The sequence below is a fragment of the Paraburkholderia mimosarum LMG 23256 = NBRC 106338 genome (assembly GCF_000739815.1).
Taxonomy (GTDB): Bacteria; Pseudomonadota; Gammaproteobacteria; order Burkholderiales; family Burkholderiaceae; genus Paraburkholderia; species Paraburkholderia mimosarum.
Genome location: NZ_BBJJ01000003.1, coordinates 1 through 25231 on the forward strand (window position 1 = coordinate 1; position 25231 = coordinate 25231).

Consider the following 25231-nt stretch of genomic DNA (forward strand, 5'->3'; position numbering starts at 1 on the left):
TACCTGACTACCGGCTTCTTTCTGCGTTGCTGCGTCAGCAGCAGAGAAACGAAATTATGAAGACTGCCGGGCGATCTGTCAACAGGTTTTTTTACTTCGCTTGACCTGCCGCGCAACCTCGAACCACCCGCAGACCCAGACGCCACAAGGCTTTCGCCCGGGCTTCCCGTCTCCCCGCGCCTTCATCGAAAGCGCGAAAGACCGGAATTCTAGTTAGTCACGCCCGTGACATCTTGCAAGCGGTTTTTTGACGCCCAGCAAATTCGCAAAACGCGGAAAAGGAATCGCCTCAGGCGTGGCGCTGCATCACGCGTTCGACAAGCTGCAGATAATGTTCGAGATCCGGCGTCGGCTTGCCCGCCACCTTCGCGAGATCGTCCCAGCGGCGCAGGCGCACCGCTTCCTCTGCATAAGGGAGCGCCGCGAAATCGCGCGCCTGATCCGCGCTAAAGATACCTCCTTGCAATTCGAGACTTCGCACTGAGTCGGCGGATAGGCAGCCGAAATACGCTTCGTCCACCGCGCAGAGATAGCGCTTGGCGTCGACGTGCAGGCGGATCGGTTCGAGCACGCTATCGGGCAGCACGGGGCGCAGAAACGGCAGCGCATAGTACTGGTGCAGATCGTCGATGCCGCGCTCTGTCGGCGTTTCGCCCTGCCGGGTGAGCAGGTGACCCAGATCGTGCAGGAACGCCGCGGCGATCAGCTCTTCGCTCGCACCGTCTTCTTCCGCCAGCGCGCCGCTTTGCAGCGCATGCTCCAGTTGCGTGACCGGCTCGCCGCTGTAGGCCAACGCGCCGTACTTCTCGAACAGCTCACGAATATCCGCGAGGCTCAGTGCCATCTTCTACCCCTCATTATGTGGACAGGGCAGCAGCGAGCCCGCCGCCCATCGTTCCTGATGCCCTCAATCGCCGCACGACTCGCGCATGCGTTTGGCCGCTTCATCGGCATCGCGCGAAGCGAGCGCGTTCAGCAGCGCACGGTATCCCGTATAGGAAGCATCCATCGCGCCATGCGCGGGCGCAGCCCGACGCGGCGAAAGCCGCAGCTCGCTTACCGTCCGCTCGTAGGTCTCGCGCAGCCTGGCATTGCCCGCCGCCGCGAGGAGCGTCCAGCGAAACGCATCGCGCGCCTGCAGAAATGCCTGGGCGTTCTCTCCGACCACAGCGTCGCGCATCGCGTTGAGATGCTCACGCAACGCCGCGACCTGTGCCGCATCGATGCGCCCCGCCAGCATCCGGCACGCTGCTTCACGCAGGGCCGCACACACCTCGCCCAGCTCCTGCGCTTCCGCCGCACCGACGCGGCGCACGAACACGCCCCGATGCTTTTCGTTGCGCACGAGGCCCGCCTGCTCCAGCGCACGAAAAGCTTCTCGAACGGGGCCGCGCGACACCGCGAGGCGAGCCGCCCAGTCGGCCTCGTTGAGCTTGTCGCCGGGCGCCAGCAGGCCCGCCGCGATGCGCCGCTCGATCTCATCGCGAACCAGCGCAGTCAGCGAATGCTGACGCACCATCTCGAGCGGCGTCGTGTCGGACGACGGCGCGGGAGTTGCCGGCACGGCACCCATCGCGCCGCTACCCGCGCGCGCTTCGGTCGCTGGCTCTTGCACGTTCTGCCCTGCCCGCCTGTTGCGCGCCTGCGGCGCATCGGACCGCATGGCCACCATCCGTTCAATCCGCACGCCGGCGCGGCACGCGCGCCGCGATCAGCAAAAGCGCCGCGAGTGAAACGAGCAGCAGGATCAGCGAGAGCGCCGAAGCCGGCAGGTAGTAACCGCGCTCGACCGCGCCCACGACGACGATCGGCACAGTCGCGAACCCCGGCGGATACACCGTTAGCGTCGCACCGAGTTCGCCGAGCGACAGCGCGAAGCCTAGTGCGAGACTCGCGCGGATGGCGGGCACGAGCTGCGGCAGCACCACGCGGCGCAGCACCATCGAAGGCGGCGCACCGAGACTCGCGGCCGCTTCGCGCAGCACGGTCAGCTCGGGACGCAACGCGGCGGCCGCGCATCGATAGCAAAACGGCAGCACCAGCGCGAGCTGCACGAACACGACGATCGCCGCAGAGCTCGACAGATCCACCGGCGCCTTGTGATAGGCGATCAGCACCGCGAGGCCGAGCACCACGCTCGGCACGCCGTTGGGCACCATCGCGAGCGTATCGACGATGGCGCCGAGGCCGCGCCGGTCGCGCCCTTCGAGTGCGAGGGCGAGCCAAAGGCCGAGCGCCGTGCCGAGCACCGCCACGCCGAATCCCACTTCGAGACTCGTTGCGAGCGCATCGAAATCGCTCGAGCCGAGGCGCTCGAACCAGCGCATGCTGAATCCGTCAGGCAGGATCGTGCCCGACCAATGCGACGCGACGCTCGACAATGCGACGACGCCCACTGGCAAGACGAAGAGCCAGAAGCACGACAGTGCTGCGAAGCCGAGCAGTGCCGCGCTGGCAATGCGAGCGACGAGGCTGCGCTCCACGGGCCGCGCGCGATGATGCTTCGGCGGCAGCGCGATGCGATCCGAATCCGCTGCGGGATTAGTTGACATTGCGCGCGCCTCCATAGCTGCGGCGATTCACGCGCCGATAGAGCGCATACAAGGAAAGCGACATCGCAAGCATGACGACGGCGCCTGCGGCGGCCGTCGGCAGATCGAGATCGACCGTCGCCGAACTGTAGATCGCCACCGGCAGGGTAACGAGGTGCGCGCTCCCAAGCACGAGCAAAATGCCGAACTCGTTGAAGGTAAGCAGGAAACAGAGGATCGTGCCCGCGGCGATACCGGGCCATGCCAGCGGCAGGATCACACGCAGGGCGACCATCCGCCCGTTCGCGCCGAGACTGCGCGCGGCTTCGATCAGGCGCATATCGAGCAGCGCGAACGCGGCGAGCGTCGGGCGCACGACGAACGGCGCGTAGAACACCACTTCGGCGAGCACCACTCCGCCTATGCCGAACAGGAAGTTGAGCGGCGGCGCCTGCAAGTGAAAGAGCCTTTGCAGCGCGATGCTCACCGAACCCTGTGAACCGTAAAGAAAGATGAGCGTGAACGCGACGAGAAACGACGGGAACGCCACGAACAGCTCGAGAAAGCGCGTGACGAGACGCGCACCCGGAAACGGCTTGAAAAACAAGAGCGCAGCCAGCGCGACGCCGAGCACCGAAGCGAGGCCCGCACTCAAGAACAGGATCCACAGCGTCGTGGCGATCACGCCGCGCGAATCGGGGTTGCCGAAGAAGGCCCCGTAAGCGTGGAAGCTCAGGCCATGCGCGCCCGAAAGGCTCAACAGCACGAGTCGCACGAGCGGATAGATGACGAGCGGCCCGAGCGCGAACACGAGCAGAAACGCGATATGCCACTGCGCTCGCCGCTCGCGCCGGCGCACGGCGGCCGAGTGCGCTTCAGCGCCTGACAGCGGGAGTGCGGAATCAGGGGTTGATAAGGACGACATCGTCAGCCTCGTAGCGCAGGGACACACGCATGCCTTTCGCCGGCGTCATGCCGTGGCCGCGCTGCATGGTGACGAGCACCGGTTCGTTCGGCATCGCATCGAGCAGCACGGGCACCGAGAGCACCGAGCCATACCACTCGACCGATTCGATCGTGCCGTGCAGCGCGCCTTCGCCGAGCGGCACGATGCGCAGGCTTTCGGGGCGCAGGCACGCCAGTTTGTCGCGCACGTCGTGGCGCGCGTCGCCCACGGCAAACGCGACGCCCGGCGGCAGCAGGTTCGCCGCGCCGAGGTAGCGAGCCACGTAGGCGTCGTTGGGCGTGTCGTAGAGCTCCTGCGGCGTGCCGAGCTGCGCGATGCGGCCATCGCGCATCAGCAGCGTGCGGTCGGAGAGCACGAGCGCGTCGTCCTGATCGTGCGTCACGCACACGATCGTCAGATCGGGCAGCCGCTCGTGCAGCGCCTTGAGTTCCGAGCGCACTGACGCGCGCAGATTGGCGTCGAGCGCCGAGAGCGGCTCGTCGAGCAGCAGCACGTCCGGCTCGATCACGAGCGCGCGAGCGAGCGCCACGCGCTGCTGCATGCCGCCTGAGAGCTGCGCGGGCATGACGTGGCCCGCGTCGCCGAGTTGCACGAGCTTGAGGGCGTCGGCCACGCGCCGCGCGATGTCGCGCGACGGCACGCGGCGCGCCTTGAGCCCGAACGCGACGTTCTCGAATACCGAGAGATGCGGAAAGAGCGCGTAGCTCTGAAACAGCAGACCCAGGTTGCGCTGATGCGGCGGCACATGGGTCAGATCGCGGCCCGCCACGGTGAGCGAGCCCGCGAGTCCATCGGCTTCGATGAAGCCCGCAATGAATCTCAGCAGCGTGGTCTTGCCGCAACCACTGCGGCCCAGCACGGTCAGTAGTTCGCCGCGGCGGATCGTGAGCGACAGATCGTCGAGCACGGTGCGCGCGCCGAAACGCACGCTCAGGTGCTCGATCTGCACGCCCGCCGCATCGCGCGCATCCGTGGCGTCGGTCAGTCCGGACACATCCGGCAGCGCGCGGGCCATGTCGGCCGACGCGAGGCTTGCGGTATTCACCGGGTTCATCTCCTCAGGCGACACTCTGGTAATGCTCGGGTATTGCCAAATGGCGCGCCGCGGCCGCTCTCGCGGGCCGCGGCGGGCGCCCGTTGCATGCCGCTTATTGCTTCGGCTTCACGACTTCCGTCTCTTTGCCCGACGAGCCGATCACTTCGTTCTTCCAGCGCGTCGTCCAGTCGGCCTTCTTCGTCATCACGTGGTTCCAGTCCACCGGAATCAGCTTCACGCCGGCGATCGCCTGCTTGACCGCTTCGCCGTTCTTGCCCGAGAGCGCCACGTCCGTACGGGCCGGAATACCGAAGATATCCGGCACCTTCGATTGCACGTCCGTCGACATCAGGTAGTCGATCAGCTTCTTGCCTTTGGCCTGGTTCGGGCCGTTCTTGATCAAGCCGATCGCATACGGCAGCTGGAACGTCGTGGGATGGCCACCCGGCTCGGCCGCGAGGAAGATCGGCTTGAGCGACAGGCCGCCGTTGGCTGCGTCGTCGAGATCCATCTGCAGGTCGCCGTTGGCCACCGAAATTTCGTTACGCGAGAGCAGCACGTCGAGGTAGCCCGTGCCCTTCGTGTGGAACTTCGCGCTCTGCTCGAGCTTCTTGAGGTAGTCGAACGCCTTGTCTTCGCCCATCAGCGAGGTCGTGAGGATGATCACGGCCATGCCGTCGCCGGCCGTTGCCGGGTTCGAGTAAGCGACCTTGCCCGTGTAGTCCGGGTGCAGCAGGTCAGCAAACGTCTTCGGCTCGGTCTTGACGACTTCGGGGTTGATCGCGAACGAGAAATAGTTGTTCACGAACGTGGCCCACGAGCCGTCCGTCGCCTTCGCGATGGCCGGCACGTTCTTGTAGTTCACGCTCTGGTACGGCTGCAGCAGGCCGTTTTGCTGCGCCTGCTGGATGAACGGCGGCAGCGTGACGATCACGTCGGCCTTCGGCGAATCCTTCTCGACGTTGGCGCGGTTCACCACTTCGCCGCTGCCCGCCGTCACGATATTGACCTTCACGCCTTCCTTCTTCTCGAAGGCCGGGAGCACATCCTTGTAGAGATTCTCGAGGCCGTCGGCCGTGTACAGCACGACTGCGTCTGCGGCGTGCGCGCTCATTGCTGCGCCCAGCAGCGCGGCGGCAGCCGCCATCGGCAGCAGCTTGCGTGCAAAACCCGCGCGATGGAATTTCGTGTGGTTCATGTCACTCTCCGAAGGCAAAAACCCGTTGCACGGGGTTACCCGATGCGTTGTGATTGGATGGATCGAACGATTCGAACTTCGGGCGGACTGCGCCGCCTGCCATTGCCCGCTGGGAATCGCAATCGCGCCGCGGATTGCAGATTGTCTACAATCCGGCGCTTCTCGCCTGAACCGGCCGCTGCGGCGGGGCACCGTGCTGCCGCCCGCTTCGCTCTACCGGCCCGTCCGGACGGGCCCCGCAAGAATCACAGGTTTTGATGACACCGGCATGACGATTTTGGCGTTTGTCAAGAAATTCCACAATTCGCCAATATTCGACAAGCCACATAACGGCACGAATTCCGTTCGCGGCACGCCGGCGGAAGGCTTGCAAACGGTTTGCGGAAAGCGCGGCGTACGCGGCCGCGCAGCGAGGTTCAGGCGATGACGAGTTCGGGGCCGCGGGCCGCGATGGCGCGAGCGATGTTTTTCTCGGGCGCAAGCTCGGTGATGACGTAGCGCGCGTGCTCGAAGCCGTTGATGCGCACGGGCGTCACGCGCCCGAACTTCGAATGGTCGGCGACGACGATTGCGCAGGCCGTGGCCGCGAGCATGCGGCTGCGCACCTCGGCGACCATGCGTGAGTAGTCGGTGAGCCAGCCGTCGGCGGTGATGCCGCCCGCGCCGACGAACGCGAAGTCGGCGTGGTATTGGGCGAGCTGCTGCACCGTATCGAGGCCGAAGGTCGCCTCCTCGTGGTCGGACAGTTCGCCGCCCAGCAGCGTCACGCGGTTCCCGTTGCGGCGGCCGAGCAAAAGCGCGATGCGCCAGTCATTGGTGTAGACCGTGAGCCGGTGGCGGTCGGTGAGCGCACGTGCTAGCGCATGCGTGGTACTGCCTGAATCGATGATGAGGGAGGCGCCATCGGGAACGAACTCTGCGGCGCGCTCGCCAATCGCGCGCTTGGCGCTCGCGTTGGCGGCCTCGCGCACATCGAGATCGGGCTCGCGGCGGTCGCTCGAAAGCGCGCCGCCGTGTGTCGTGACGAGCAGCCCGCGCTCGGCCAGCGTATTGAGGTCGCGCCGGATCGTCTCGCGCGAGACGCGCAGCTCGCGCACGAGATCCGCCACCGAGAGCGCGCCGGTCCGGTTCACTTGCGAGAGGATGTATTGGTGACGTTGTTCTGCAAGCATCTTGGTGGGTGCGGAGGGTGCGTGGGAAACGCGGGCAATGACATGAATCCGGAAAAGCCGCCGTATTGTATTACGCAGTCGCAGCACGAGCCTGTCCTGCCATCGTGCGCTCATCCCTGCTAATCTCGTGCGGATCGGGCGCTCACGCGGCGCTCGCTTCGCCGACACTCGAAACTCATGCGTTCACGACTTCGTCAACTGCGTCTGCTGTTTTGTGCACTGCGTTATGGCTTCCGGTTGATCTGGCTCGCCGCGCCCGAGCATCACAAGCTGCACTGGTTCGTCACGCTCGCCTCGCGCGTGCACGGCGACCCGCGCCTCGCCTCGCGCCTTCACGGTGCTCTGCCGCGCCTCGCGCCGCTGGCCGCGGCGTTCGCACAAACGCTCGCCACGCGCCCCGAGCTCGCAGGCGCGACGTTGCATGACGCCATCGACGCAATCGAGCAATACGAAGAACCTCTCGCCGGAGAAGCACTCGACGCCATCTTGCGGGCGGCGCTCGGAAAGCCGCCCGAATCGGTGTTCATGTGGATCGCGCCCACGCCGGCCAGCAACGGCTGGTGCGAGCAGACACACATCGCGCGGCTCGCGCTGCCGCTGAACGGCCACCAGACGATCACGCTGCGCGTGCTGCGCCCGAAGCAAGTCCAGGAAGTCGACGACGACGCAGCGCTTCTGTGCGCCGTGGCCCGCTGGGTGGAGCGTTTTTCGCGCGCCGCGCGCAAGCTCCGGCTGCACGCGCTCGCGCAGGCGCTGCGCGAAGACTTGCAACGCCGCTTCGATCTGCGCGCCCAGGCCGCGAACCTCAGCCAGAGCGGCCATCAGCTCGGCGACGACCCGCGCATCGTCGTCCCCGACGTAATCTGGGACCTCTGCACCGCGCAGATGATCGCCGTGCAACATATCGACACCGTGCGCGCAACCGATATCGCCGGGCTCGTCGAGCACCGCATCAACCCCACGCGAGTGGCGGCGCATCTGATCGAAGTGATCACGCGCCAGGCATTCGAGCATGGCTTCTTTCATAGCGCGCTCGATGCCCGGCGCGTAGCCGTGAGCGTCGAGCCTGAAACGCAGGGGCGCCTCGTCCTTGCGAGCGCAGCGCTGATGACGAGCCTTTCCTCGCCCGAGCGCGAATTCTTCGTGCACGGCGCGACAGCGTTGTTCGAGCAGGACTATGGGCGGCTCGCGACACTGCATCACATGGCGGGCCACGTGCCCACGCACACGCGCACCGAACAAGTCGAGGCCGAGTTGCGCACGCGCAGCGAGGCGCATTTTTCGGCTCACAACGACGAGCGCAGCGCCGGGGCGCTGTTCCATCATCTGCTGCATTCGGTGCAGCCTTTCGGGGGCGAAGTCTCGCCGCGCCTCGTGGCAGCGCAGCGGACGTTCAGCGAGGCGGAAGCGCTGGCGCGCTCGATTCATCCGGGCGTCGATGCGTGGGGCATTGCGCGGCACACGCTCGCCGATATCGCGCGGCGAGACCTTGGCCACCACGGATGGATCCGGCGGCTTTCGCAGGAGCTGCCGCACCTCGCGCAAATCGCGCCACGCGTGCCGCAGATGCTGTTTCGCTACTTCGAGCATCACGCGAAGCTCTGGCAGGCTCCTGCGGCAGGGCACGCCTCGCAGGGCGCCGTGCTCGATGCCTGGCGACGCGAGCATCGGCGCACGCGCGCGCTGCTGCTCGCTTGTGCGGTATGCGGCGGACTAATCGGCGTAACAGTGGTGCTATTTGGCGGCTAAGCCGCTGCGTGCGAGCTCGGCCAAATACTCTGCTTGCATTCGCGGATGCGGCGCGGATTTGGCTGTTAGTTGCATCTTGACCACTGTTCGCGCAACGACCTTTGCAGCCGCGCCACGCGAGTCCGCAAGTGCAGTCCCGAACAAGACCGCATGGCATGCGGCACGCGATACTCCGAGCCTTTCGCGTATCGCGCGCGCAGCGTCAACGCGCGCCCTCTTTGACTCCGATGCTCGCCACGTTCGCCCCATCCCTGTTCGTCGCCCTTTGGTCAACCGGTTTCGTCGTCGCGCGCGCGATAGCGCCGTACGCCGCCCCCAACCTGTTCCTGCTCGCCCGTTTCGGCGGCACGGCCGCGCTTTTCGCGGTCGTCGCCGTGGGCATGCGCGCACCGTGGCCGCGCGGCCGCGACATCGGCAAGCACCTCTTCGCCGGGGCGCTGCTTCAGGGCGTGTACCTGGGCGCGGGCTACTGGGCAGTCGCGCAAGGACTGAGCGCGGGCGTCATGGCGCTGCTCGGCGCGCTCCAGCCTTTGCTGACGGCCGCGATCGCGGCACGCTTGTTCGGCGACCGCCTGGCGCCGCGGCGCTGGACGGGCATGGCGCTCGGACTCGCCGGCGTCGTGCTGGTGCTGAGCCCGAAACTGTACGCCGCCATACACGCCGCGAGCGGCGCGCTCGCGGACACCGCAGCCGGGCAAGGTCACGCGCACCCGCTGCTGGTGGTGATCGTCGCGGTGGCGGCGGTCGGCTCGATCACAGCAGGCACGCTCTATCAGAAGACCTCGCTCGCCCAGGCGGATATCCGCAGCGCGAGCGCCGTGCAGAACGCCGGCGCGGCGATCGTCGCCGCTGCACTTGCGCTCGGGCTCGGCGAGACACGCTGGGTCGCGTCGCCGACCTTGTGGTTCTCGCTGGCGTGGGGAATCGTCATGCTTTCGGGCGCGGGCGTGACCCTGCTAGTGTGGATGGTGCGCCACGGCGACGCCGCGCGCGCCACGGCGCTCTTCTTTCTCGCGCCGCCGCTCGCGGCGCTCGAAAGCTGGCTGCTGTTCGGCGAAACGCTCACGCCCACGCAGATGGCGGGCTTCGGCGTCGCGCTCGCGGGCGTGCTGATCGCGCGGCGCGCGTAGCCGCAGCGCATCCATCGCTGCGCTGCTCAGGCGCGGCTCCAGGCGGCCGCGCCCGGCGGCGCACATCGACTCAATCCGCGGTGTCGGCGCCGGCCGGCACCTTCGCGCGCGCCTTGCCTCCAGGCACGGGCGACCACGCGGGGCGCGTCTTGCGCTCCGAATCGATCACGACGATGAAGCGCCCCGCCCACGGCGTGATTTCGCGATCGGAGTGGAGCACCCACAGCGACTTGCCCTCGTCGACCAGCGCCTGATATTCGGCGTCGATGATGCCGTAGTGGTCGATGAACGCATTGAGCGTCGCCGGAATCCGCACGCACCCCTTCGAATGGCGGATGCCGAGCAGCGGCTCGAGGCGGTCGGGGTCGGTGGCGTGCATCTGGAAGCGCATCTGCGAATAGCCGCCTTTGCCCCAGCCGCGCTCGCCGTCCACCCAGCCGAGGTCGTAGATGCGCATGTCGCGCCGGCCGTAGCCGCGTATGTTGTTCTGGTTCATGGTCCCTTCCGCGCGGAAGTCCATGTTCTGCGGGGAGTGCTCGAACACGCCCAAGGGCGTGAGGAAATGGTCGAACTCGCCGGGGCGCCCCGTCGCGACCGGCGACGCGCCGATCATCAGCCACGGATCGTCCGGCAACGCGCGGAAGTAGATGAAGAGCGCCTGCACGTTCGCGCTGCGATCGACGAGGATGACGAACTCACCCGCCAGCGCCCCAAGGCCCTTCTCGTCGAGCGCGTCCTGCAATCGCGCGCCGTAGGCCCGCTGGACGGCTAGCGGCACGCGCAGGCGCCTGTCGACGACGCGCGCGAAGCGCTTGCGCATGTCGAGCGCTTCGCGCGTTTGCTCGGCGGCCTGCTCGGGCGTAAGCACGGGGTGGACAGGGAGCGTGAGCGCAGGCGGCTCAGAAGCGGCCAGCGCAGCGGACGCGGACGAAGCCGCCGCGGCTCCCCAAGCCCCTGCCCCAACGGAAGCGGACACCGGCGCGGAAGCCGGCCCGGCCGCCGATGCACCTGACGCAGCAGACGTTGTGGAGATGCCCGAAGCTACCGACGCCGCATGCGCCGGCGCGCCACGCACCGCACCCGAGGTGGCATGCGCTGCCGAAGCGCCTGCGGCCGCAGGAGCGGCACTCGCGCCCCACGAGACGCAAGACCAGGCGCAGAGCACGGCCACCGCTGCGCGCCGCACCGTAGCGCCCCCGCGCGGCGTTTCATGAGGGGCGCGCTTCGGGGCGTCGCCCCGCACGCCGCCGTGGACGCGAACGCCCACGCGCCGCGAAAAAATGTCGTTCATCGTAAGTCCGGCTGATTTTGTGTCTTGTCTAGAGTCGGATAGGTCGGGCGCCGTCATGTGCGGCGTCGCCTGCGGCGCGACGACTACCCGCCATTAGACCAGACAACTCCGGCTAAGCACCGGTATGCAAGCGCGGCGCTGCTCAAAAAGCGCCGGGCGCCGATCGGAAGATCGCGGCGTGCCAGCCCACGGGAAGAAGACGCCAATGGAATCGGCAATGACCTGAGTCGGACGAATGTCGGGAAGGCAAGCCAGTGAGCGACTGGCATGGAAGACGATTTTGAGGTCTACGACGCGACGCGCCGCAAGCGGGTGCTGCGATAAGCACCGCACGACACCTTCGACGATGGGTGCGTTGAACCGGAACGCGAACGGCTCAGGTGCGCCGGGGCGGCTGTGCCTCGCCTTCGAACGGCGTTGCGCTCACCCTCAGCGCGACGCCGGCCAGGCGGCGGGTCTGAAGCTCGCGCGCCACGGCGTCGGCCACGTAGGGCACTTCGGAATCGAGTTCGAGGTCCGCGTGGGCGTTCGGCGTGCCGACGTCATAGACAGTGACGCCCTTCGCGTAATGGCCAAGCTCGCGCTCGAAAAAGCTGCGCACGTCCTGCTCGCTGCAGGTTTCGGGAACGTTCCAGACAGTCACATGCATCACGGCCCATCTCGCGAGATATTCGGATTCGACGTGCGACGTTCAGCGGAAGCGGCGGGGTTGCGACGCTCGCACGCGAGCGGGCCGCAGGCTCGTGCGAGCGCGAGAACGGGCCAATGCGGCCTGACCGAGCAGGGCGGCGACGCCAAGCATCAAAAGGCTGGACATAAGCATTGTTGTGGCTCCCTCTTGTTGATGAATGTCAGCATAGTCGCATTTGCTAACCGGTGCGCTGCGGCATATTGTCTGCGAGCTGGGCACGCCAACGCGAACTGCAACCAGCGTGCCCGAAGACGAAAGGTGCGAGCCAAACGGCGCGTCATGGCCCCTCGTCGCGGCTCGCCGAGGTCGTCTCATCGGCTGCTCCGCCGCAGTCCATGCGAGTGAGGCGGTCGTACTCGCGGACCCAGTTGCCGGTGATCGCGGCCTGCGCCTGCGCCAGTGTCATTCGCCCCGCGCACACGCAGCGCTTCAGACGCACCGTAAGCAGCGACCTGCGGCGCGCGCCGGCGTGGCCGCCCCACGGCAGGAGGTCGAAGTTGGCCGTGGCGTCCGGCGAGCCGCCGAGGACGATCGGCACGCGGCGGTCGAGTGCGTAGCCCACGCCATCGTCGGCGTCGATGCCGCGCGCCGCGAGCATGCGCGCCTTCTGAGCCATCGTCTGGTCGAACGGCGGCGCGACGGTATCGGCGTAGCCCTGGCGGCAAATGGTTTCCGCCACCGACTCCTGCGTGACACGCGCGTCGAGAAGCCCCGGATCTTGCGCGAATACGATCTGCGCCGCGCCACCTGTTGCGAGCGCCACCAGCGCAAGGCGCAGCACTCGCATGCGCCAACCCGGCGCGCTGGCGCGACCAGCAATACCTTCTGCCATGCGTCGCGCGATGGGGCGTCTTGCTGCCATTTCTGCGTTCATGGTTGAGCGCATCGTGCGGCACGATGCGAAATGGAGGGTTGATGCCGGGTTATTAGACCACAATCAAATTGTGTCGTGGCGATTGCGCACATGGGCTTGCCAGCGCCATCTTGCGCCCGCCCGAACGAGCACGCACATCTCAGCCGGAGCCTCTCCGCTCCGCTTGTAACCGCACGGTTTCACGAGGAAATTTTGATCTGCATTCCCAGGCAATTTACCCGTGCGGCAAAACGGGCGACCGTCGCGCGCGCGACGTGCGATTCGGCCGATGGCAGCGCACCACGCGATGGCGCATAATGAGCCGCCCGATCAGCTCCGACGCGGAGCGCATCGCGCGCATTCGAAGAAACGAGGAAACCCCATGTCCATTTCCATGTATCAAGCATCGGTGCCCGTGCTGGTGCGCGGCCTCACCAACCTGCAAAACATCATTGGCAAGGCTCAGGCGCACGCGGCCGAAAAGCAGATCGACCCGTCCGTGCTGACGACCGCCCGGCTCTTCCCCGACATGCTGCCGCTCATGCGCCAGATCCACATCGCAACGGACACCGCAAAGGGCTGCGCCGCACGGCTCGCCGGCGTGGAGGCCCCGAAGTTCGACGATGTCGAGGTGACGTTCGACGAGCTGCACGCCCGCATCCAGAAGACCATCGACTATCTGAACGCGTTCAAGCCCGAGCAGATCGATGGCTCGGAAGCGCGCAGCATCACGCTCAAGATGCGCAGCGGCCCCATCGAGTTCACGGGTCAAAGCTATCTACTGGGCTTCGTGCTGCCCAACTTCTTTTTCCACGTCACGACGGCTTACGACATCCTGCGCCACAACGGCGTGGAGCTGGGCAAGCTCGACTATCTGGGCGCCCCTCGCTGAGCCTGTGCTTTCCGTCCGCTAAGGCGTGCGGCCTGCGCTCGCCGCGCGAGCATCAAACAAGTCGCGGCGCCTTGCGCGCCGCCACTTTCCTGGGGACCTCCCTCACACCGGCGTCAATCGAGCGACAGCCTCAGCGCGAAGCCGATCAACGCCGACGAGAACGCCCACTTCTGCAGCGTCTGCGCGAGCGGATGACGGCGCAGCCACACCGCAATGCGCGCGGCGCCCAGAACGTAAATCACGTCGAAGATCGCACAAACGGCAACCAGCATCACGCCCAGCACGGAAACTTGCAGCCAGACCGAGCCCGCTTCGGGCCGGATGAACTGCGGCAGCAGCACCGAGCAGAACAGCAGCGCCTTCGGGTTCAGCAGGTTCGTGAGCAGCCCCTTGGCGAAATCGGCCCGGCGCGGCCGCGCCACGGCCACGCCCGCCTGCTCGGGCATCGCGAACGCGGGTGCGCGGAAGATTTGCACGGCGATCCACGTGAGATACGCCGCGCCCACATAGCGCACGGCTTCGTACAGCCAGGGGGCATTGCGCAGCAAAGCGGCAAGCCCGCAGGCGGAAAGCGTCACGTGGGTCGCGCGGGCAAGGCCGAGCCCGCAGGCCGCCGCGAAGCCGCTGCGCGTTCCGCGGCTCATGCTGGTCTGCATCACGAGCGCCATGTCGGCGCCGGGCAGCGCGCACACAATGATCAGGGCGATGATGAACATCAACAGCAAGTGGGCGGAAATCATGTTGGCCTCGTGTGAAAGAGGCTCTATCTTGCCGCTCCGCGCGGAGCGATTGGTGGCGTTTTTATCGATCTTTTCGCCCGGGATTGGCGGAATGCGCTAGGATTCTGGAATTCATGAAGGAACTCCTCTCACCGCCATGACCGACCTCGATAAACTCGACCGGGCGATTCTCGGCGCGCTGCAAACCGACGGGCGCATGCCGAACGCAAGGCTCGCCGAAACGGTGGGCCTGACCGAAACCCCCTGCGCGCGGCGTCTCAAGCGTCTCGAACAGGAGGGCTATATCGAGCGCTACCGCGCCGTGCTCTCGCGCCGCGCGCTCGGCTATGGCGTGGTGGGTTTCGTCTCGGTGCGCTTCGCCGTGCATGACCGCGCGCTCGCCGACCGCTTCGAGCGCGAGGTTCTCGCTATCGAGCGCATCCTTTCCTGCCACAACGTGTCCGGCACGGCGGACTATATTTTGCAGGTGGTGGCCCGCGATCTCGACGACTACGGCACCTTCATGCGCGACCAGTTACGCAGTTTGCCCGGCGTCACGTCGGTCGAATCGGCGCTTTCCCTGCGTGAAGTGAAGGCCGAGCGCGGACTGCCCTTGCCTTGAGCGCAGTCACCACACACACGTACCAATGGAGCTTTCGATGACCCCAGAACAGGCACGAGCCGAAGAGGCCGCCGCAATGGAGCGCGTGCTGAGCGCGACCCAACGCGTCAAATCGGCGTTCACCTCCCTGCAGTCGCAGTTTCCTCCGGAAGGCGACGGCCGTCCGTCGCAGTTCGCGCTGCAGACCTTCGACGCCGCGCTCCAGGAACTCGAAGACGCCCAGGCCGCCTTCGATGAAATGCTCAACGATCTGCTCGACGGCGAGCGCTGATTCCGATTTTGGCCGCCTCGCCGGCAGACACGATTCGGATTCCAGATCAATATCGACGAGATATGGCAGACAAGCAAAGCGCTGCGCTCACCGTGCTCGGCGTGGGCATCGTCGTGCGTCATGGCGATGCGTGGCTGCTCGGGCTGCGCAAGAGCGCGTGGGGACGCGGCACGTGGGCCTTCCCGGGGGGCAAGGTAGAACCCGGCGAAGATCCGCTCGCCGCTGCCGCGCGCGAACTGCGCGAGGAAACCGGCCTCGAACTGATCGATGCGCAACCGGCCGGCTGGATCAGCGGCTGGCTCGAAAGCGGCCGCGTGCGCCATGTGACGCTGTTCGTCGAGGCCACCGCATCGGGCACGCCGGTTGTCGCCGAGCCCGATAAGTGCGAGCGCTGGGCGTGGTTCACGCGTGGCGCGTTGCCCGCCGACTTGTTCGAGCCCACGCGCCTCTACTTCGAGAACGACTAGCGCTCTTTGACGAACGCCGCGATCCGCTCGCACGCTTCGACCAGCCGCGGTTCCTCCACGACGAATCCAAGCCGCACGTAACCGTTGGCGGTTTCGCCGAACGCGCTCGCATCGAGCACGGAAACCTTTTGCGCCTCGAAAAGCTGCCAGGTGAACGCATGGGTGTCGAGCCCCGTGCCGCGAATGTCGATCATCATGAACATCCCGGCCTCCGGCAGCAGACACTTCAGCCCCGGCACGGCAGCCAGCCGCTCATAGACGATGTCGCGCCTGCGCCGGTAAATATCGCGCATCCGCGCCACGATCTGCGCGCGCTCTTCGAGCGCCGCGAGCGCCGCCTCCTGAATGAAGCCCGGCAAGCCGTAGAGCATGCAGAGCGCGAGCCGCGCCAGATGCGCGATCATCGCTTCCGGCGCGATCACCCAGCCGAGCCGCCAGCCCGGCATGGCATGCGACTTCGAGAGGCTGCCGAGCGTGACCGTGCGCTCCGCCATGCCGTCGAGCGCGGCGATGCTCACATGGTCGCACTCGAACGTGAGATCGGCGTAGACCTCGTCGGAGAGCACCCACAGGTCATGCCGCTTTGCCAGTTGCGCGACGCGTTCCAGGTGCGCGCGCGACATCACGGCGCCGGTCGGATTGCACGGCGTCGCGAAGAAAATTGCTCGCGTGCGCGGCGTGACGGCCGCGTCGAGCGCATCGCAATCGAGATGAAAACCGCTCTCGGGATCGACGGGCACCGGCACGAGCGTGGCGCCGGACGCCCGGATCGCGGCCTCGTAGGTCAGATACATCGGCTCGGGCACGAGCACTTCATCGCCAGCTTCCAGCAAGCATAGCGACGACGCGAACAGGCCGTTCTGCGCCCCCGCGCAAAGAATCACGTGCTGCGCGCCGACCGCGCGGCCGCTCGAGAGCGCATGCTCGCGTGCAATCGCCTCGCGCAGCGGCTCGCGGCCCATGATGGCCGTGTAATGCGTATCGCCTTCGCGCAGCGCGGCCACGGCGCGCTCGACGATGGGCGCTGGCGTGCCGAAGTCGGGATCCCCAACGCTCAGCACGATCACGTCTTCGCCGCGCGCCGCGGCCTGCACCGCTGCGTGATGAATCTCCCACGCCGTCGTGCGGCGGCCCTGCAAACGCTCGACCAGATTCGAATACTTCATCTCTCGCGACTCTCCCGAACACGCGGCGCGTCTCATGCACCACGGCATTCAAACCGTACCTGCTGCTCCGTGTGCGCAACGATACCAAGGAACGATGCCGCAGAGGAATGTCGATGCGCAGCGTGTCCAGCCCGAAGAAGCAACGGCGGCAATCGCATGCTTCGCGGCGTTCGTCGGCGTGACCGCGCTCGGCATGCGCGTGGCCGTACGCGTGAGTCTGCCGACGCGCGCCGGGAAAACCGGCTCGCGATCGCGGTGATCGAGATGGCGCAACCCATCGGCAAGGCGTTCTAACGAGGCTCCCCGAACGCGGCGGCGCGCTTCGCTCACGTGCTCAAGCGCTTTCGCGCGGCACGACGGTGTAGTGAATGCGCGTTTTCGCGGGATGCTGAGGGCTCGCGCCGTCCGCGGCCGCGAGTGCGGCGAGGATGGCCTCGCCCGTGCGCTGGCCGATGCCATAGGCATCGACGGAGACCGTGGTGATCGCCGGATAGCAGCACGCCGCGATCTCGAAGTTGCCGAAACCCGCAACCGCGATATCGCGCGGCACGCTCAGTCCGCGCCGCTGGCACTCCATGATCGCGCCGAACGCCGACATGTCGCTCACGCACATGACGGCCTGGGTGTCGGGCCAGCGCTCGAGCAGCGCGGCCATGGCCGGACCGCCGTGGCTCATCGTGACCGGCGAATCGCCGAGTTGCACCACGCGGTGCCTTTCGAGTCCTAGCGCCTTCATTTCCATCTGGTAGCCCTTGAGGCGATCCAGGCCGCGCCGGTCCAACTCGCCCGCGCCGCCAAGAAAGCCGATGCGCCGATGGCCCTTGTCCGCGAGATAGCGCACGATCTCGCGCGCGGCGCTCACGTTGGAAAAGCCCACGGCCATGTCGATCGGCTCCGCGGGCATATCCCACATCTCGACGACGGGCACGCCCGAGCGCTGCAACAACGTGCGCGTGGCCTCCGTGTGCTGCGCACCGGTCAGGGCGATGCAACGCGGCTGGTGGCGCAGCATCTGGCGCACGAGACGCTCTTCGCGATCGAGAAAATAGTCCGTGTCGCCGATCAGCAGTTCGAGCCCTTGCGGTTCGAGCACGGCAGTGAGCCCGCTCACGGTGTCCGAGAAGTTCGAGCTGGAGAGCGAGGGCACGAGGACCGCCACGAATGACGAGCGCCCCGAGGAAAGCGCCCCGGCCGCGGCGTCGGCCACGTAGCCCAGTTCGTCGATGGCGCGCTGCACGCGCTCGCGCGTGGCCTCGGAGGCGCTGCGCCCCGCCATGACCCGGGACACCGTCATCTTCGAAACGCCCGCGAGACGAGCGACATCGGACATACGGGGCGGCGTGGCTTTCGGGGCGCTGGTTTTGGACATCGCGGCTGAACGGCAAAATAAAAAGAACGCATATGATAACGGCTGCGCCCTTCTTTCTCCGTTTCCACAGCGCCACATTCCCCGTCGTCGTAGGCGCCCATTTAATTCGCGATCCTTATTTTCTGCAAAGCCGCCGTGAGAACGGAAACCGTTCGATCCGGGATTCCACGATTTCGGTCACAATCTGGCGCAAGCGGACATCAGGCACAAGCCAAAGCCCGCACGACGCTGCTCGCATTCCGGCGGAGACACTCCGCCGCCCCCAATCAGCAACGAGGAGACGCTCCATGTCAGGACCCGCCCGCACCATTGCCGAGAAACGCGCCGACTTCCGCGCGTTGCATGCCGCCGGTTGCTTCGTGCTGCCAAACCCGTGGGACGCGGGCAGCGCGCGCTATCTCCAGGGCCTCGGCTTCAAGGCGCTCGCGACCACCAGTTCGGGATTCGCATGGTCGCGCGGCCATGCCGACAACAGCTTGCCGCGCGAGGCGATCCTCGCGCACCTGCGCGTGATCGTCGAGGCCACCGACCTGCCCGTGAACGGCGATTTCGAAAGCGGCTTCGGCGCGGATCCCGCCGCCGTTGGCGAGAGCGTAGGCCTCGCCGTCGACACCGGCGTTGCCGGCCTTTCCGTCGAAGACTCGACCGGCGACGACGCCGCGCCGCTATTGCCCGTCGAAGTGGCCGTCGAGCGCATGCGCGCGGCGCGGCGCGCAATCGACGAGCGCGGCGGCGACACCTTGCTCGTCGGCCGCGCGGAAAACTTCGTGGCGGGCGTGCCCGACCTCGACGACGCCATCGCGCGTTTGCAGGCCTACGCCCAGGCGGGCGCGGATTGCCTCTACGCACCCGGCATCCAGACCCGCGAGCAGATCGCGGCCGTGGTCGCGGCAGTCGCGCCGAAGCCGGTGAATGTGCTGATCGGCGCGAACTCTGCTTTCACGCTGGACGATCTGGCCGCGCTGGGCGTGCGCCGTGTCAGCGTAGGCGGCGCGCTCGCGCGCACCGCGTGGGGCGGCTTCATGCATGCCGCGCAACGGCTGGCCGAAGGGCATTTCGACGGCTTCGAGGGTGCCGCATCCGGCGCGACACTCAACGCCTTTTTCCGCAGCCAAATGTGAGGTCGCCTCGACGCTAGCGCGCTCCCTGCCGCTTGCGCGCGGAACGACGAACGGGAGTCGACGCCGGCGCCGGGACACCCGGGCCAGCCACGCCAAAGCGCGCCAGCGCCCACGCCACGAAGGCCCGCTGTTTGGGCGCCTGCGAGCGGCGATCGGCGTAGAGAAGATGCATGGGCCGCACCGGCGCGGCATAGGCCCCGAGCAGCGGCACCAGCCGCCCCGCCGCGACCGACTGCGCAAGATTCGGCTCCCCTGCCAGCACGATTCCCGCCCCCGCCTCCGCCGCCGCGATCAGCGCGCGGCTGTCATTGGCACGGAGCTGGCTGCGCGGCTCGACTTCGATCGACGTGTCGCCGTCCTTGAAAATCCATGTTTGCGGCGCCGGGAAGCTGTCGAACGCATAAGCGAGGCACACGTGCTTTTCCAGTTCGCGCGGATGCGCCGGTGTGCCGAACGTCGCGAGGTACCCAGGCGCCGCGCACAGCACGAGCCGGTATGGCGCGAGCGGCCGCGCGACCAGTTGCGAGTCGGGCAGCGTACCGATGCGAAAGGCGACATCGAAGCCGTCCTGCAGGAGATCGGCCTGCCGGTCACTGAGCACGAGATCGACGTTCACGTCCGGGCAATCGGCGAGAAAGGTCTTGATTTCATGCGCGAGCCGATAGGTGCCGAACGCGACCGGCGCTGTCACGCGCAAGGTGCCTTGCGGGTGGGCGGTCTGCGCGAGCGCGACGGCTTCGGCGGCGGCCGCTTCTTCGAGCACGCGCCGGCAGGCTTCGAAATAGGCGCGGCCCGCTTCCGTCAGCGCATGCCTGCGCGTGGAGCGCTGGAGCAGACGCACGCCAAGCGCCTTTTCCAGCGCATCGACGTGCTTGCCCGCCATCTGCGGCGTCATGGCGAGCATGCGCGCCGCCGCGGTGAACGAACCGGACTCCGCCGTCTTGACGAACACGGTCATGCTGGTCAATTTGTCCACGATTCCAAACCTGCCGTTTCAAGTGTTTCACCCGACCGGCCGATTATCGCATGGGAGTTTCGTCGCTAAGCTCGGGTTTCCATTGTGAAATACGGGAATTCCCATGAACGAACATCGCGAACTCCATTTTCGTGTCGGCATGCTTGGCGCGGGCGAGATCGGCTCCGCCTTGGGCAGGTTGCTCGCACAGGCGGGCCATGACGTGATGCTCTCGTCGCGTCACCCAGAAGCGCGCGCGCAAGAGGCAGCGGCGCTGGGCTGCCGGATCGGCACGCTGGAAGAAGCCGCTGCGTTCGGCGAGGTCGTGATCGCCGCGCTGCCGCTGCTCGCGCTCGGCGAGATACCGGCACGCCCGCTCGCGGGCAAAGTCGTCATCGATACCATGAACTACTATCCGCCGCGTGATGGCGCGATTGCAGCCTTCGATGACCACAGCATGACCACGAGCGTATACGTCGCGCAGCACCTGAAGGGCGCGCGCGTGGTGAAGGCATTCAACGCGATCCTGGCGTACGACCTGCCGCGCGAGGAGCGGCCGCCGATCGAGGCCGGCCGCCGCGCGCTACCGGTCGCAGGAGATGATGACGCAGCGAAGGCGCTCGTGGCCGCGCTGCATGCGCAGCTCGATTTCGACGTGCTCGACGCAGGCTCGCTCGCCGAGAGCTGGCGTTTCGAGCGCGCGAAACCGGCCTATTGCATTCCGTTGAGTCACACACAACTGGGCGCGGCACTCGCCGCCGCCGAGCGCGACAAGGAATTGCCACATGGGTCGTGGCGCCGCAAGCCGCGGCCGGATTGACGCAGCGGGAGCACCACGGCGCGCGAGGTGTGAGCCGCGTGCAGGTCGTTGTCACTGGCGGGAACCTGGAAAATCGCCTGGCATAACGAAACAAATTCGCCATGATCCGGCGCCTAACCGGAACCCATCGCGTTTAGAAGGCGAACGAAGCGCAACGGCGAGCGCCGCCGGACACGGCGGCGCGAAGACGATGCCGGGCAAGGCGGAGCAGCCTATGGCCGATCCGTCCTGGCAGGCGTCTTTAGTCGTAGTCGTGGTGCTTGTGGTGACGCTTGCCGTGATAGCCGTGCGAATAGTCGTGCGAATAGTCGTCGGCGTACGAGTTCGAGCGCGAGATGTTGCCGCCGAGCGCCGAGCCTGCGCCGCCGCCCACGGCCGCGCCGATCAGGCCGCCGGTGCGGCCGCCCATGGCGTTGCCCGCGGCCGTGCCCGCGCCGCCGCCGAGCGCACCGCCGATGATGGCGCCCGTGCGCTCGCGGCGATTCGACGTGACCGCGCCACCCGCGCCGCCGCCCACCGCACCGCCGATCACCGCGCCGGTGCTGCCGCCCACGGCGCCACCCACGGCCGCGCCCGCGACGCCGCCGAGCGCGCCACCCAGTGCGTTGTTCATATCGCCGGCCAGCGCCGGCAGCGAGGCCGCAGCGGTCAACGCAGCAACGGCAACCATCTGGATGATTTTCTTCGACATAGTTGTTCTCTTACGTTTTTGAGACGGACCTGAGTATAGCGGCCCAGCGAAAGCGCTTTGTAACGCCATAGGCCGAACGCCGTAAGAGGTGTAACAAATCGCTCAGCGAGCCCAGCGAAGAGGCGGACGAGGCAATCGCACGATTTACAGGGTCGCGACGCCGAGCCGCTCAATCGAGCCTGAACACCTTCACCGCACTGGCGAGCAGTTCCGTTTGGCGATGCTGCTGCGCGACCTGCTCGACGGTATCGGCGACATGAGCGGCGTTTTCGCGTATTGCCGCGTCGATGCCGGCTATGTTGTCGCCCATCTGGTCGATGCCAGCGCGCTGCGCGCTCGTGGCCGTCGCCATCTCGTGCACGATGGATGACAGGCGCGTGACGCTCTCCAGCACCTCGCCCACCGTGTTGCCGGCGCTTTCTACGAGACCATTGCCCGAGCGCGCGCGCTCGACCGATTCGCCGATCAGCACCCGGATTTCCTTCGCCGCGGCGGCGCTGCGCTGGGCCAGCGTGCGCACTTCCGAAGCCACCACCGCAAATCCCCGCCCCTGATCGCCCGCGCGCGCGGCCTCGACCGAAGCGTTGAGCGCGAGAATGTTGGTCTGGAAAGCGATGCCGTCGATCACGCCGATGATGTCGGTGATGCGCTCGCAGGAGCGGTAGATGTCGCCCATCGTGTCGATCACGGCCTTGATCGCGCTGCGCCCCTGCGTGGCGACCTCGCTCGCCGAGCCGGCCAGCGCGCTGGCGGCCGAGGCGTGATCAGCGTTTTCGTGCACGCTCTGCTTGAGCTGCTCCATCGCCGCGACCATGCCTTCGAGCGAACGGCGCTGCTGCTCGGTGCGATCCGAGAGAACCACATTGCGCGCGCTGGTTCCCGCTACGGACTCCGAAACTTCGACTACGCTGTCACGCACCTGCAGCAGCGTCTTGCGCACGGCCGCCAGCGTGGCATGGAACGCGCCGGCGACGTCACTGACGGGCCGGCTCGATTGTTCGCCGAGCGTGATGTAGCCGGACTCCTGCCCGATTCCCTCCGACATGGCGGCGAGTTCGCCCGCGATGTTGGCGTCGCGCTCCTGACGAGCGGAAATTGCCGCAATAAAAAACGTCTGGAGCCAGAGAAACGCCCAGTGCTGGACGACGATGTCGAAGCCGGTCTGCGAAAAGACCTTGACCGGCCAGCCCCACGCCTGGAAATAGTTGAACGCGAATTGTTGAACGGAGATGAAGCCGCTGGCCACCAGCACGACCCGTACGTCGCGATAGGCGAGCAGCAATGAGAGCAGGATGAACACCACGAAGTGAAACTCGTCCTGGCCGCCTCCGATGTCGATCAAAAGCGCCGCGCCGCCCATGAAGGTGAGCGCGGACGCCATCCTGGTGAGCGCGAGGCCCGGCACGGCGAGCGCGAGCGTCGTGGAGACGAGTGCGAGCGGCAGCCCGACCACGAACACTGGCATGAGCGCATCGACGTGCCAGCCAATGCCGAACGAAGCCGCCAGAAGGATCCAGTTGACCAGCGCGCAAGCCCGATCGGCTCGTTTGCGTGCGTTCGTCAGCGGGCTGTCAATGACGGCTCCGCGGCGCGCGGCACTGGCTGAGGCGTTCGCCCCGCCAAACGGGGCTTGTGCGAGACTGCTTGTCATGAAAATTCTATCTCCTGATTGACAATGCAACTTATAACGCCGAGGCATAACTTGGGCTGTTGCGAACCTTCTCAGTTATCGACGCACATTCATTCGTCTTAATAAGGGAAATCCATCTCTACTTTCTACTTGACTTATCAACCATATTATCGAGTCGTGGATGCGCCGCGTCGTCGCTAATGGCGCAATCCCCTTTCCCGGTGCGATCCGGGGCCGCCGCAAGGCTGTGCGGGATGCCTTTCGCCCGGCCTTCGAGCCTTCGACGTTGCCTTGCCTTTCAAAAGAGGAACAACCCTCTTGAAATGAGTGCCATCGTCCATATCGTATAATTCCGATATATACTTCGGACAGTTACGATTCAGCTGAAAATGAAGAAGCCCTCAACCACTCCGCCCCTGGACGTCGATGCGATCTGCAAGGCGCTCGCCAACCCCGTGCGCCGGGAGATCCTCGCCCGCCTGCGAGAGCCGCAAGCGCACTTCGGCGACCAGGAGATTTCGTACGAGCATGGCGTGTGCGCCGGAAAGATCGACGCGCATTGCGAGCTTTCGCAATCCACGGTTTCCGCGCATCTGGCCGTTCTGCAGAAGGCCGGGCTCATCACGTCCAGGCGTGTGGGGCAGTGGGTGTTCTTCAAGCGCAACGAGCCGGTCATCGAGGCGTTCATCGCCCACATGAACGCGCAGTTGTGAGCCCATTTCGGCTGTTTCGTTCCCCTAACCGTTTCAGCCCGCGGGCCGTGCCCGCCGACAAGGTAAAACTATGGCAACGCTTTTCGACCCCATCCAGATCGGCGCCCTCACCCTGCCGAACCGCATCATCATGGCTCCGCTCACGCGTCAGCGCGCCGGCGAAGTGCGCGTGCCCAACGCGCTCATGGCGAAGTACTACGCAGAACGCGCGACAGCGGGCCTCATCATCAGCGAGGCGACTTCGGTGACGCCGCAAGGCGTCGGCTATGCCGAAACGCCGGGCATCTGGTCGCAGGAGCAGGTGGAAGGCTGGAAGATCGTGACGGATGCCGTGCACGCCGCGGGCGGCCGCATCTTTCTGCAACTGTGGCATGTGGGCCGGGTGTCCGACCCGGTGTTCCTGAACGGCGAACTGCCCGTCGCGCCCAGCGCGATCGCGCCGCAAGGCCATGTGAGCCTCGTGCGCCCGCAGCGCGCCTACGTCACGCCGCGTGCGCTCGAAACGGATGAAATCGCTGGCGTGATCGCCGCATTCCGCCAGGGCGCCGTCAACGCGAAGGCAGCAGGCTTCGACGGCGTGGAAATCCACGGCGCGAACGGCTACCTGATCGACCAGTTCCTGCAAGACAGCACCAACCAGCGCACCGACGCCTATGGCGGCTCGCTCGAGAACCGCGCGCGCCTGCTGCTCGAAATCACCGACGCGTGCATCGATGTGTGGGGCGCGGACCGCGTGGGCGTGCATATCGCGCCGCGCGGCGACGCTCACACGATGGGCGACTCGGACCCGGCAGCGACGTTCGGCTACGTCGCGCGCGAACTGGGCAAGCGCAAGATCGCGTTTCTCTTCGCGCGCGAAGCGCTGGGCGATAAGCGCCTCGGGCCGCAGTTGAAGGCGCAATTCGGCGGTCCGTTCATTGCGAACGAGAAGTTCTCGCTCGAATCGGCGCAGGCCGTGCTCGCGGACGGCGAAGCCGACGCCGTCGCATGGGGCCAGTTGTTCATCGCGAACCCCGATCTGCCGCGCCGCTTCGAACTGAACGCGCCGCTCAATGCGCCGAATCCGTCGACGTATTACGCGCGCGGCGAAACAGGCTATACGGACTATCCGTCGCTCGAAACCGCGGCATAACACCCCGCATACAGGCCAGGCAATCGTAGAAAGACTGCGGCCTGT

General features: G+C 66.5%; 28 protein-coding genes. 12 read left to right on the top strand and 16 right to left on the bottom strand.

Going from position 1 to position 25231, the window contains the following annotated elements; translation table 11 throughout:
* Positions 1-289 precede the first annotated feature (289 nt).
* From BMI01S_RS03565 to phnS, 6 genes are all read right to left on the bottom strand, one after another.
* Positions 290-844, bottom strand: coding sequence for a phosphonate degradation HD-domain oxygenase (locus tag BMI01S_RS03565; protein WP_028230628.1), 555 nt, complete (start codon positions 842-844; stop codon positions 290-292).
* 63 nt (positions 845-907) lie between these two features.
* Positions 908-1573 (bottom strand): GntR family transcriptional regulator, encoded by a 666-nt coding sequence (locus BMI01S_RS03570; RefSeq protein ID WP_081723384.1) that lies wholly within the window; start codon positions 1571-1573, stop codon positions 908-910.
* Between the two features lie 103 nt (positions 1574-1676).
* Positions 1677-2552 (bottom strand): 2-aminoethylphosphonate ABC transport system, membrane component PhnV, encoded by an 876-nt coding sequence (gene phnV, locus BMI01S_RS03575; protein ID WP_042288326.1) that lies wholly within the window; start codon positions 2550-2552, stop codon positions 1677-1679.
* Positions 2542-3456, bottom strand: coding sequence for a 2-aminoethylphosphonate ABC transporter permease subunit (locus tag BMI01S_RS03580; protein WP_028230630.1), 915 nt, complete (start codon positions 3454-3456; stop codon positions 2542-2544). The genes phnV and BMI01S_RS03580 overlap by 11 nt, the downstream gene beginning before the upstream one ends.
* Entirely contained in the window at positions 3434-4513 is a 1080-nt protein-coding gene (gene phnT, locus BMI01S_RS03585) for a 2-aminoethylphosphonate ABC transport system ATP-binding subunit PhnT (RefSeq protein WP_154671210.1), read from the bottom strand. The genes BMI01S_RS03580 and phnT overlap by 23 nt, the downstream gene beginning before the upstream one ends.
* Positions 4514-4646: 133 nt before the next feature.
* Positions 4647-5732 (bottom strand): 2-aminoethylphosphonate ABC transporter substrate-binding protein, encoded by a 1086-nt coding sequence (gene phnS, locus BMI01S_RS03590; protein WP_028209588.1) that lies wholly within the window; start codon positions 5730-5732, stop codon positions 4647-4649.
* Here phnS and BMI01S_RS40625 point away from each other — a divergent pair.
* A complete protein-coding gene (locus tag BMI01S_RS40625) occupies positions 5731-6159 on the top strand; it encodes a hypothetical protein (protein ID WP_154671203.1) in 429 nt (142 codons plus the stop codon). The genes phnS and BMI01S_RS40625 overlap by 2 nt on opposite strands.
* Here BMI01S_RS40625 and BMI01S_RS03595 read toward each other — a convergent pair.
* Positions 6149-6904 carry a DeoR/GlpR family DNA-binding transcription regulator gene (locus tag BMI01S_RS03595; RefSeq protein WP_028209589.1) on the bottom strand — a complete coding sequence of 252 codons (756 nt, stop codon included), beginning with the start codon at positions 6902-6904 and terminating at the stop codon, positions 6149-6151. The genes BMI01S_RS40625 and BMI01S_RS03595 overlap by 11 nt on opposite strands.
* 177 nt (positions 6905-7081) lie before the next feature.
* Between BMI01S_RS03595 and BMI01S_RS03600 the strand changes: the two genes are divergently transcribed.
* Both BMI01S_RS03600 and BMI01S_RS03605 read left to right on the top strand, forming a co-directional pair.
* Positions 7082-8653, top strand: a complete 1572-nt coding sequence (locus BMI01S_RS03600; protein ID WP_028230631.1) for an ABC1 kinase family protein — start codon at positions 7082-7084, stop codon at positions 8651-8653.
* A 227-nt stretch (positions 8654-8880) separates the two neighbouring features.
* Positions 8881-9783 (top strand): DMT family transporter, encoded by a 903-nt coding sequence (locus BMI01S_RS03605; RefSeq protein ID WP_028230632.1) that lies wholly within the window; start codon positions 8881-8883, stop codon positions 9781-9783.
* 70 nt (positions 9784-9853) lie between these two features.
* Here the strand turns inward: BMI01S_RS03605 and BMI01S_RS03610 are convergent, their stop codons facing one another.
* From BMI01S_RS03610 to BMI01S_RS03620, 3 genes are all read right to left on the bottom strand, one after another.
* Positions 9854-11074 carry a L,D-transpeptidase gene (locus BMI01S_RS03610; RefSeq protein ID WP_154671204.1) on the bottom strand — a complete coding sequence of 407 codons (1221 nt, stop codon included), beginning with the start codon at positions 11072-11074 and terminating at the stop codon, positions 9854-9856.
* A gap of 376 nt (positions 11075-11450) precedes the next feature.
* Entirely contained in the window at positions 11451-11723 is a 273-nt protein-coding gene (locus tag BMI01S_RS03615; RefSeq protein ID WP_028209592.1) for an RNA-binding protein, read from the bottom strand.
* Between the two features lie 319 nt (positions 11724-12042).
* Positions 12043-12597 carry a hypothetical protein gene (locus BMI01S_RS03620; protein WP_407668976.1) on the bottom strand — a complete coding sequence of 185 codons (555 nt, stop codon included), beginning with the start codon at positions 12595-12597 and terminating at the stop codon, positions 12043-12045.
* A gap of 403 nt (positions 12598-13000) precedes the next feature.
* Here BMI01S_RS03620 and BMI01S_RS03625 point away from each other — a divergent pair, with 403 nt between their 5' ends.
* Complete coding sequence (locus BMI01S_RS03625) at positions 13001-13510, top strand: DUF1993 domain-containing protein (RefSeq protein WP_028209593.1); 510 nt, start codon at positions 13001-13003, stop codon at positions 13508-13510.
* A 113-nt stretch (positions 13511-13623) separates the two neighbouring features.
* Here the strand turns inward: BMI01S_RS03625 and BMI01S_RS03630 are convergent, their stop codons facing one another.
* Positions 13624-14250, bottom strand: a complete 627-nt coding sequence (locus tag BMI01S_RS03630) for a LysE family translocator (protein ID WP_028209594.1) — start codon at positions 14248-14250, stop codon at positions 13624-13626.
* 136 nt (positions 14251-14386) lie between these two features.
* On the opposite strand from BMI01S_RS03630, the gene BMI01S_RS03635 reads away from it, so the two are divergent.
* The 3 genes from BMI01S_RS03635 (at position 14387) to BMI01S_RS42550 (ending at position 15589) form a co-directional block, all read left to right on the top strand.
* Positions 14387-14851: an Lrp/AsnC family transcriptional regulator gene (locus BMI01S_RS03635; protein WP_028209595.1), complete on the top strand. Its 465-nt coding sequence runs from the start codon at positions 14387-14389 to the stop codon at positions 14849-14851.
* Positions 14852-14888: 37 nt separating this feature from the next.
* Entirely contained in the window at positions 14889-15122 is a 234-nt protein-coding gene (locus tag BMI01S_RS03640; RefSeq protein WP_028209596.1) for a hypothetical protein, read from the top strand.
* 62 nt (positions 15123-15184) lie between these two features.
* Complete coding sequence (locus tag BMI01S_RS42550) at positions 15185-15589, top strand: nucleotide triphosphate diphosphatase NUDT15 (RefSeq protein ID WP_028209597.1); 405 nt, start codon at positions 15185-15187, stop codon at positions 15587-15589.
* On the opposite strand, the gene BMI01S_RS03650 is transcribed toward BMI01S_RS42550, so the two are convergent.
* The gene (locus BMI01S_RS03650) at positions 15586-16755 is read right to left on the bottom strand and encodes a pyridoxal phosphate-dependent aminotransferase (protein ID WP_028230635.1); all 1170 of its coding nucleotides are present in this window, start codon (positions 16753-16755) and stop codon (positions 15586-15588) included. The two genes, BMI01S_RS42550 and BMI01S_RS03650, sit on opposite strands and share 4 nt — an antisense overlap.
* 94 nt (positions 16756-16849) lie before the next feature.
* Between BMI01S_RS03650 and BMI01S_RS40630 the strand changes: the two genes are divergently transcribed.
* On the top strand, positions 16850-17014 hold the full coding sequence (locus BMI01S_RS40630; RefSeq protein ID WP_154671205.1) for a hypothetical protein: 165 nt from the start codon (positions 16850-16852) through the stop codon (positions 17012-17014).
* 75 nt (positions 17015-17089) lie between these two features.
* On the opposite strand, the gene BMI01S_RS03655 is transcribed toward BMI01S_RS40630, so the two are convergent.
* The gene (locus tag BMI01S_RS03655; protein ID WP_028209599.1) at positions 17090-18085 is read right to left on the bottom strand and encodes a LacI family DNA-binding transcriptional regulator; all 996 of its coding nucleotides are present in this window, start codon (positions 18083-18085) and stop codon (positions 17090-17092) included.
* Between the two features lie 326 nt (positions 18086-18411).
* Here BMI01S_RS03655 and BMI01S_RS03660 point away from each other — a divergent pair, with 326 nt between their 5' ends.
* Positions 18412-19245 (top strand): isocitrate lyase/PEP mutase family protein, encoded by an 834-nt coding sequence (locus BMI01S_RS03660; RefSeq protein ID WP_028230636.1) that lies wholly within the window; start codon positions 18412-18414, stop codon positions 19243-19245.
* A 13-nt stretch (positions 19246-19258) separates the two neighbouring features.
* Here BMI01S_RS03660 and BMI01S_RS03665 read toward each other — a convergent pair whose 3' ends face one another.
* On the bottom strand, positions 19259-20221 hold the full coding sequence (locus tag BMI01S_RS03665; RefSeq protein WP_081723380.1) for a LysR family transcriptional regulator: 963 nt from the start codon (positions 20219-20221) through the stop codon (positions 19259-19261).
* Between the two features lie 103 nt (positions 20222-20324).
* Here BMI01S_RS03665 and BMI01S_RS03670 point away from each other — a divergent pair, with 103 nt between their 5' ends.
* Positions 20325-21020: an NADPH-dependent F420 reductase gene (locus BMI01S_RS03670; protein WP_028230637.1), complete on the top strand. Its 696-nt coding sequence runs from the start codon at positions 20325-20327 to the stop codon at positions 21018-21020.
* A gap of 241 nt (positions 21021-21261) precedes the next feature.
* Here the strand turns inward: BMI01S_RS03670 and BMI01S_RS03675 are convergent, their stop codons facing one another.
* Positions 21262-21711, bottom strand: coding sequence for a hypothetical protein (locus BMI01S_RS03675; protein ID WP_028209602.1), 450 nt, complete (start codon positions 21709-21711; stop codon positions 21262-21264).
* A 169-nt stretch (positions 21712-21880) separates the two neighbouring features.
* Positions 21881-23362, bottom strand: coding sequence for a methyl-accepting chemotaxis protein (locus BMI01S_RS03680; RefSeq protein WP_051381385.1), 1482 nt, complete (start codon positions 23360-23362; stop codon positions 21881-21883).
* Between the two features lie 368 nt (positions 23363-23730).
* Here BMI01S_RS03680 and BMI01S_RS03685 point away from each other — a divergent pair, with 368 nt between their 5' ends.
* The gene (locus BMI01S_RS03685; protein WP_028209603.1) at positions 23731-24054 is read left to right on the top strand and encodes an ArsR/SmtB family transcription factor; all 324 of its coding nucleotides are present in this window, start codon (positions 23731-23733) and stop codon (positions 24052-24054) included.
* Between the two features lie 70 nt (positions 24055-24124).
* A complete protein-coding gene (locus tag BMI01S_RS03690) occupies positions 24125-25186 on the top strand; it encodes an alkene reductase (protein WP_028230638.1) in 1062 nt (353 codons plus the stop codon).
* Positions 25187-25231 lie beyond the last annotated feature (45 nt).

What these genes read in the sequence shown, in the direction of transcription:
- BMI01S_RS03615 (WP_028209592.1), bottom strand. Translation starts at nt 11,723, where the DNA reads ATGCATGTGACTGTCTGGAACGTTCCCGAAACCTGCAGCGAGCAGGAC.
- BMI01S_RS03605 (WP_028230632.1), top strand. Translation starts at nt 8,881, where the DNA reads ATGCTCGCCACGTTCGCCCCATCCCTGTTCGTCGCCCTTTGGTCAACC.
- BMI01S_RS03630 (WP_028209594.1), bottom strand. Translation starts at nt 14,250, where the DNA reads ATGATTTCCGCCCACTTGCTGTTGATGTTCATCATCGCCCTGATCATT.
- BMI01S_RS40625 (WP_154671203.1), top strand. Translation starts at nt 5,731, where the DNA reads ATGTCACTCTCCGAAGGCAAAAACCCGTTGCACGGGGTTACCCGATGC.
- BMI01S_RS03675 (WP_028209602.1), bottom strand. Translation starts at nt 21,711, where the DNA reads ATGTCGAAGAAAATCATCCAGATGGTTGCCGTTGCTGCGTTGACCGCT.
- BMI01S_RS03595 (WP_028209589.1), bottom strand. Translation starts at nt 6,904, where the DNA reads ATGCTTGCAGAACAACGTCACCAATACATCCTCTCGCAAGTGAACCGG.
- BMI01S_RS03685 (WP_028209603.1), top strand. Translation starts at nt 23,731, where the DNA reads ATGAAGAAGCCCTCAACCACTCCGCCCCTGGACGTCGATGCGATCTGC.
- BMI01S_RS03640 (WP_028209596.1), top strand. Translation starts at nt 14,889, where the DNA reads ATGACCCCAGAACAGGCACGAGCCGAAGAGGCCGCCGCAATGGAGCGC.
- BMI01S_RS03635 (WP_028209595.1), top strand. Translation starts at nt 14,387, where the DNA reads ATGACCGACCTCGATAAACTCGACCGGGCGATTCTCGGCGCGCTGCAA.
- BMI01S_RS03660 (WP_028230636.1), top strand. Translation starts at nt 18,412, where the DNA reads ATGTCAGGACCCGCCCGCACCATTGCCGAGAAACGCGCCGACTTCCGC.
- phnS (WP_028209588.1), bottom strand. Translation starts at nt 5,732, where the DNA reads ATGAACCACACGAAATTCCATCGCGCGGGTTTTGCACGCAAGCTGCTG.
- BMI01S_RS03625 (WP_028209593.1), top strand. Translation starts at nt 13,001, where the DNA reads ATGTCCATTTCCATGTATCAAGCATCGGTGCCCGTGCTGGTGCGCGGC.
- BMI01S_RS03655 (WP_028209599.1), bottom strand. Translation starts at nt 18,085, where the DNA reads ATGTCCGATGTCGCTCGTCTCGCGGGCGTTTCGAAGATGACGGTGTCC.
- BMI01S_RS03580 (WP_028230630.1), bottom strand. Translation starts at nt 3,456, where the DNA reads ATGTCGTCCTTATCAACCCCTGATTCCGCACTCCCGCTGTCAGGCGCT.
- BMI01S_RS03570 (WP_081723384.1), bottom strand. Translation starts at nt 1,573, where the DNA reads ATGGGTGCCGTGCCGGCAACTCCCGCGCCGTCGTCCGACACGACGCCG.
- phnT (WP_154671210.1), bottom strand. Translation starts at nt 4,513, where the DNA reads ATGGCCCGCGCGCTGCCGGATGTGTCCGGACTGACCGACGCCACGGAT.
- BMI01S_RS42550 (WP_028209597.1), top strand. Translation starts at nt 15,185, where the DNA reads ATGGCAGACAAGCAAAGCGCTGCGCTCACCGTGCTCGGCGTGGGCATC.
- BMI01S_RS03690 (WP_028230638.1), top strand. Translation starts at nt 24,125, where the DNA reads ATGGCAACGCTTTTCGACCCCATCCAGATCGGCGCCCTCACCCTGCCG.
- phnV (WP_042288326.1), bottom strand. Translation starts at nt 2,552, where the DNA reads ATGTCAACTAATCCCGCAGCGGATTCGGATCGCATCGCGCTGCCGCCG.
- BMI01S_RS03670 (WP_028230637.1), top strand. Translation starts at nt 20,325, where the DNA reads ATGAACGAACATCGCGAACTCCATTTTCGTGTCGGCATGCTTGGCGCG.
- BMI01S_RS03565 (WP_028230628.1), bottom strand. Translation starts at nt 844, where the DNA reads ATGGCACTGAGCCTCGCGGATATTCGTGAGCTGTTCGAGAAGTACGGC.
- BMI01S_RS03600 (WP_028230631.1), top strand. Translation starts at nt 7,082, where the DNA reads ATGCGTTCACGACTTCGTCAACTGCGTCTGCTGTTTTGTGCACTGCGT.
- BMI01S_RS40630 (WP_154671205.1), top strand. Translation starts at nt 16,850, where the DNA reads ATGCCGCAGAGGAATGTCGATGCGCAGCGTGTCCAGCCCGAAGAAGCA.
- BMI01S_RS03610 (WP_154671204.1), bottom strand. Translation starts at nt 11,074, where the DNA reads ATGAACGACATTTTTTCGCGGCGCGTGGGCGTTCGCGTCCACGGCGGC.
- BMI01S_RS03680 (WP_051381385.1), bottom strand. Translation starts at nt 23,362, where the DNA reads ATGACAAGCAGTCTCGCACAAGCCCCGTTTGGCGGGGCGAACGCCTCA.
- BMI01S_RS03620 (WP_407668976.1), bottom strand. Translation starts at nt 12,597, where the DNA reads ATGGCAGAAGGTATTGCTGGTCGCGCCAGCGCGCCGGGTTGGCGCATG.
- BMI01S_RS03650 (WP_028230635.1), bottom strand. Translation starts at nt 16,755, where the DNA reads ATGAAGTATTCGAATCTGGTCGAGCGTTTGCAGGGCCGCCGCACGACG.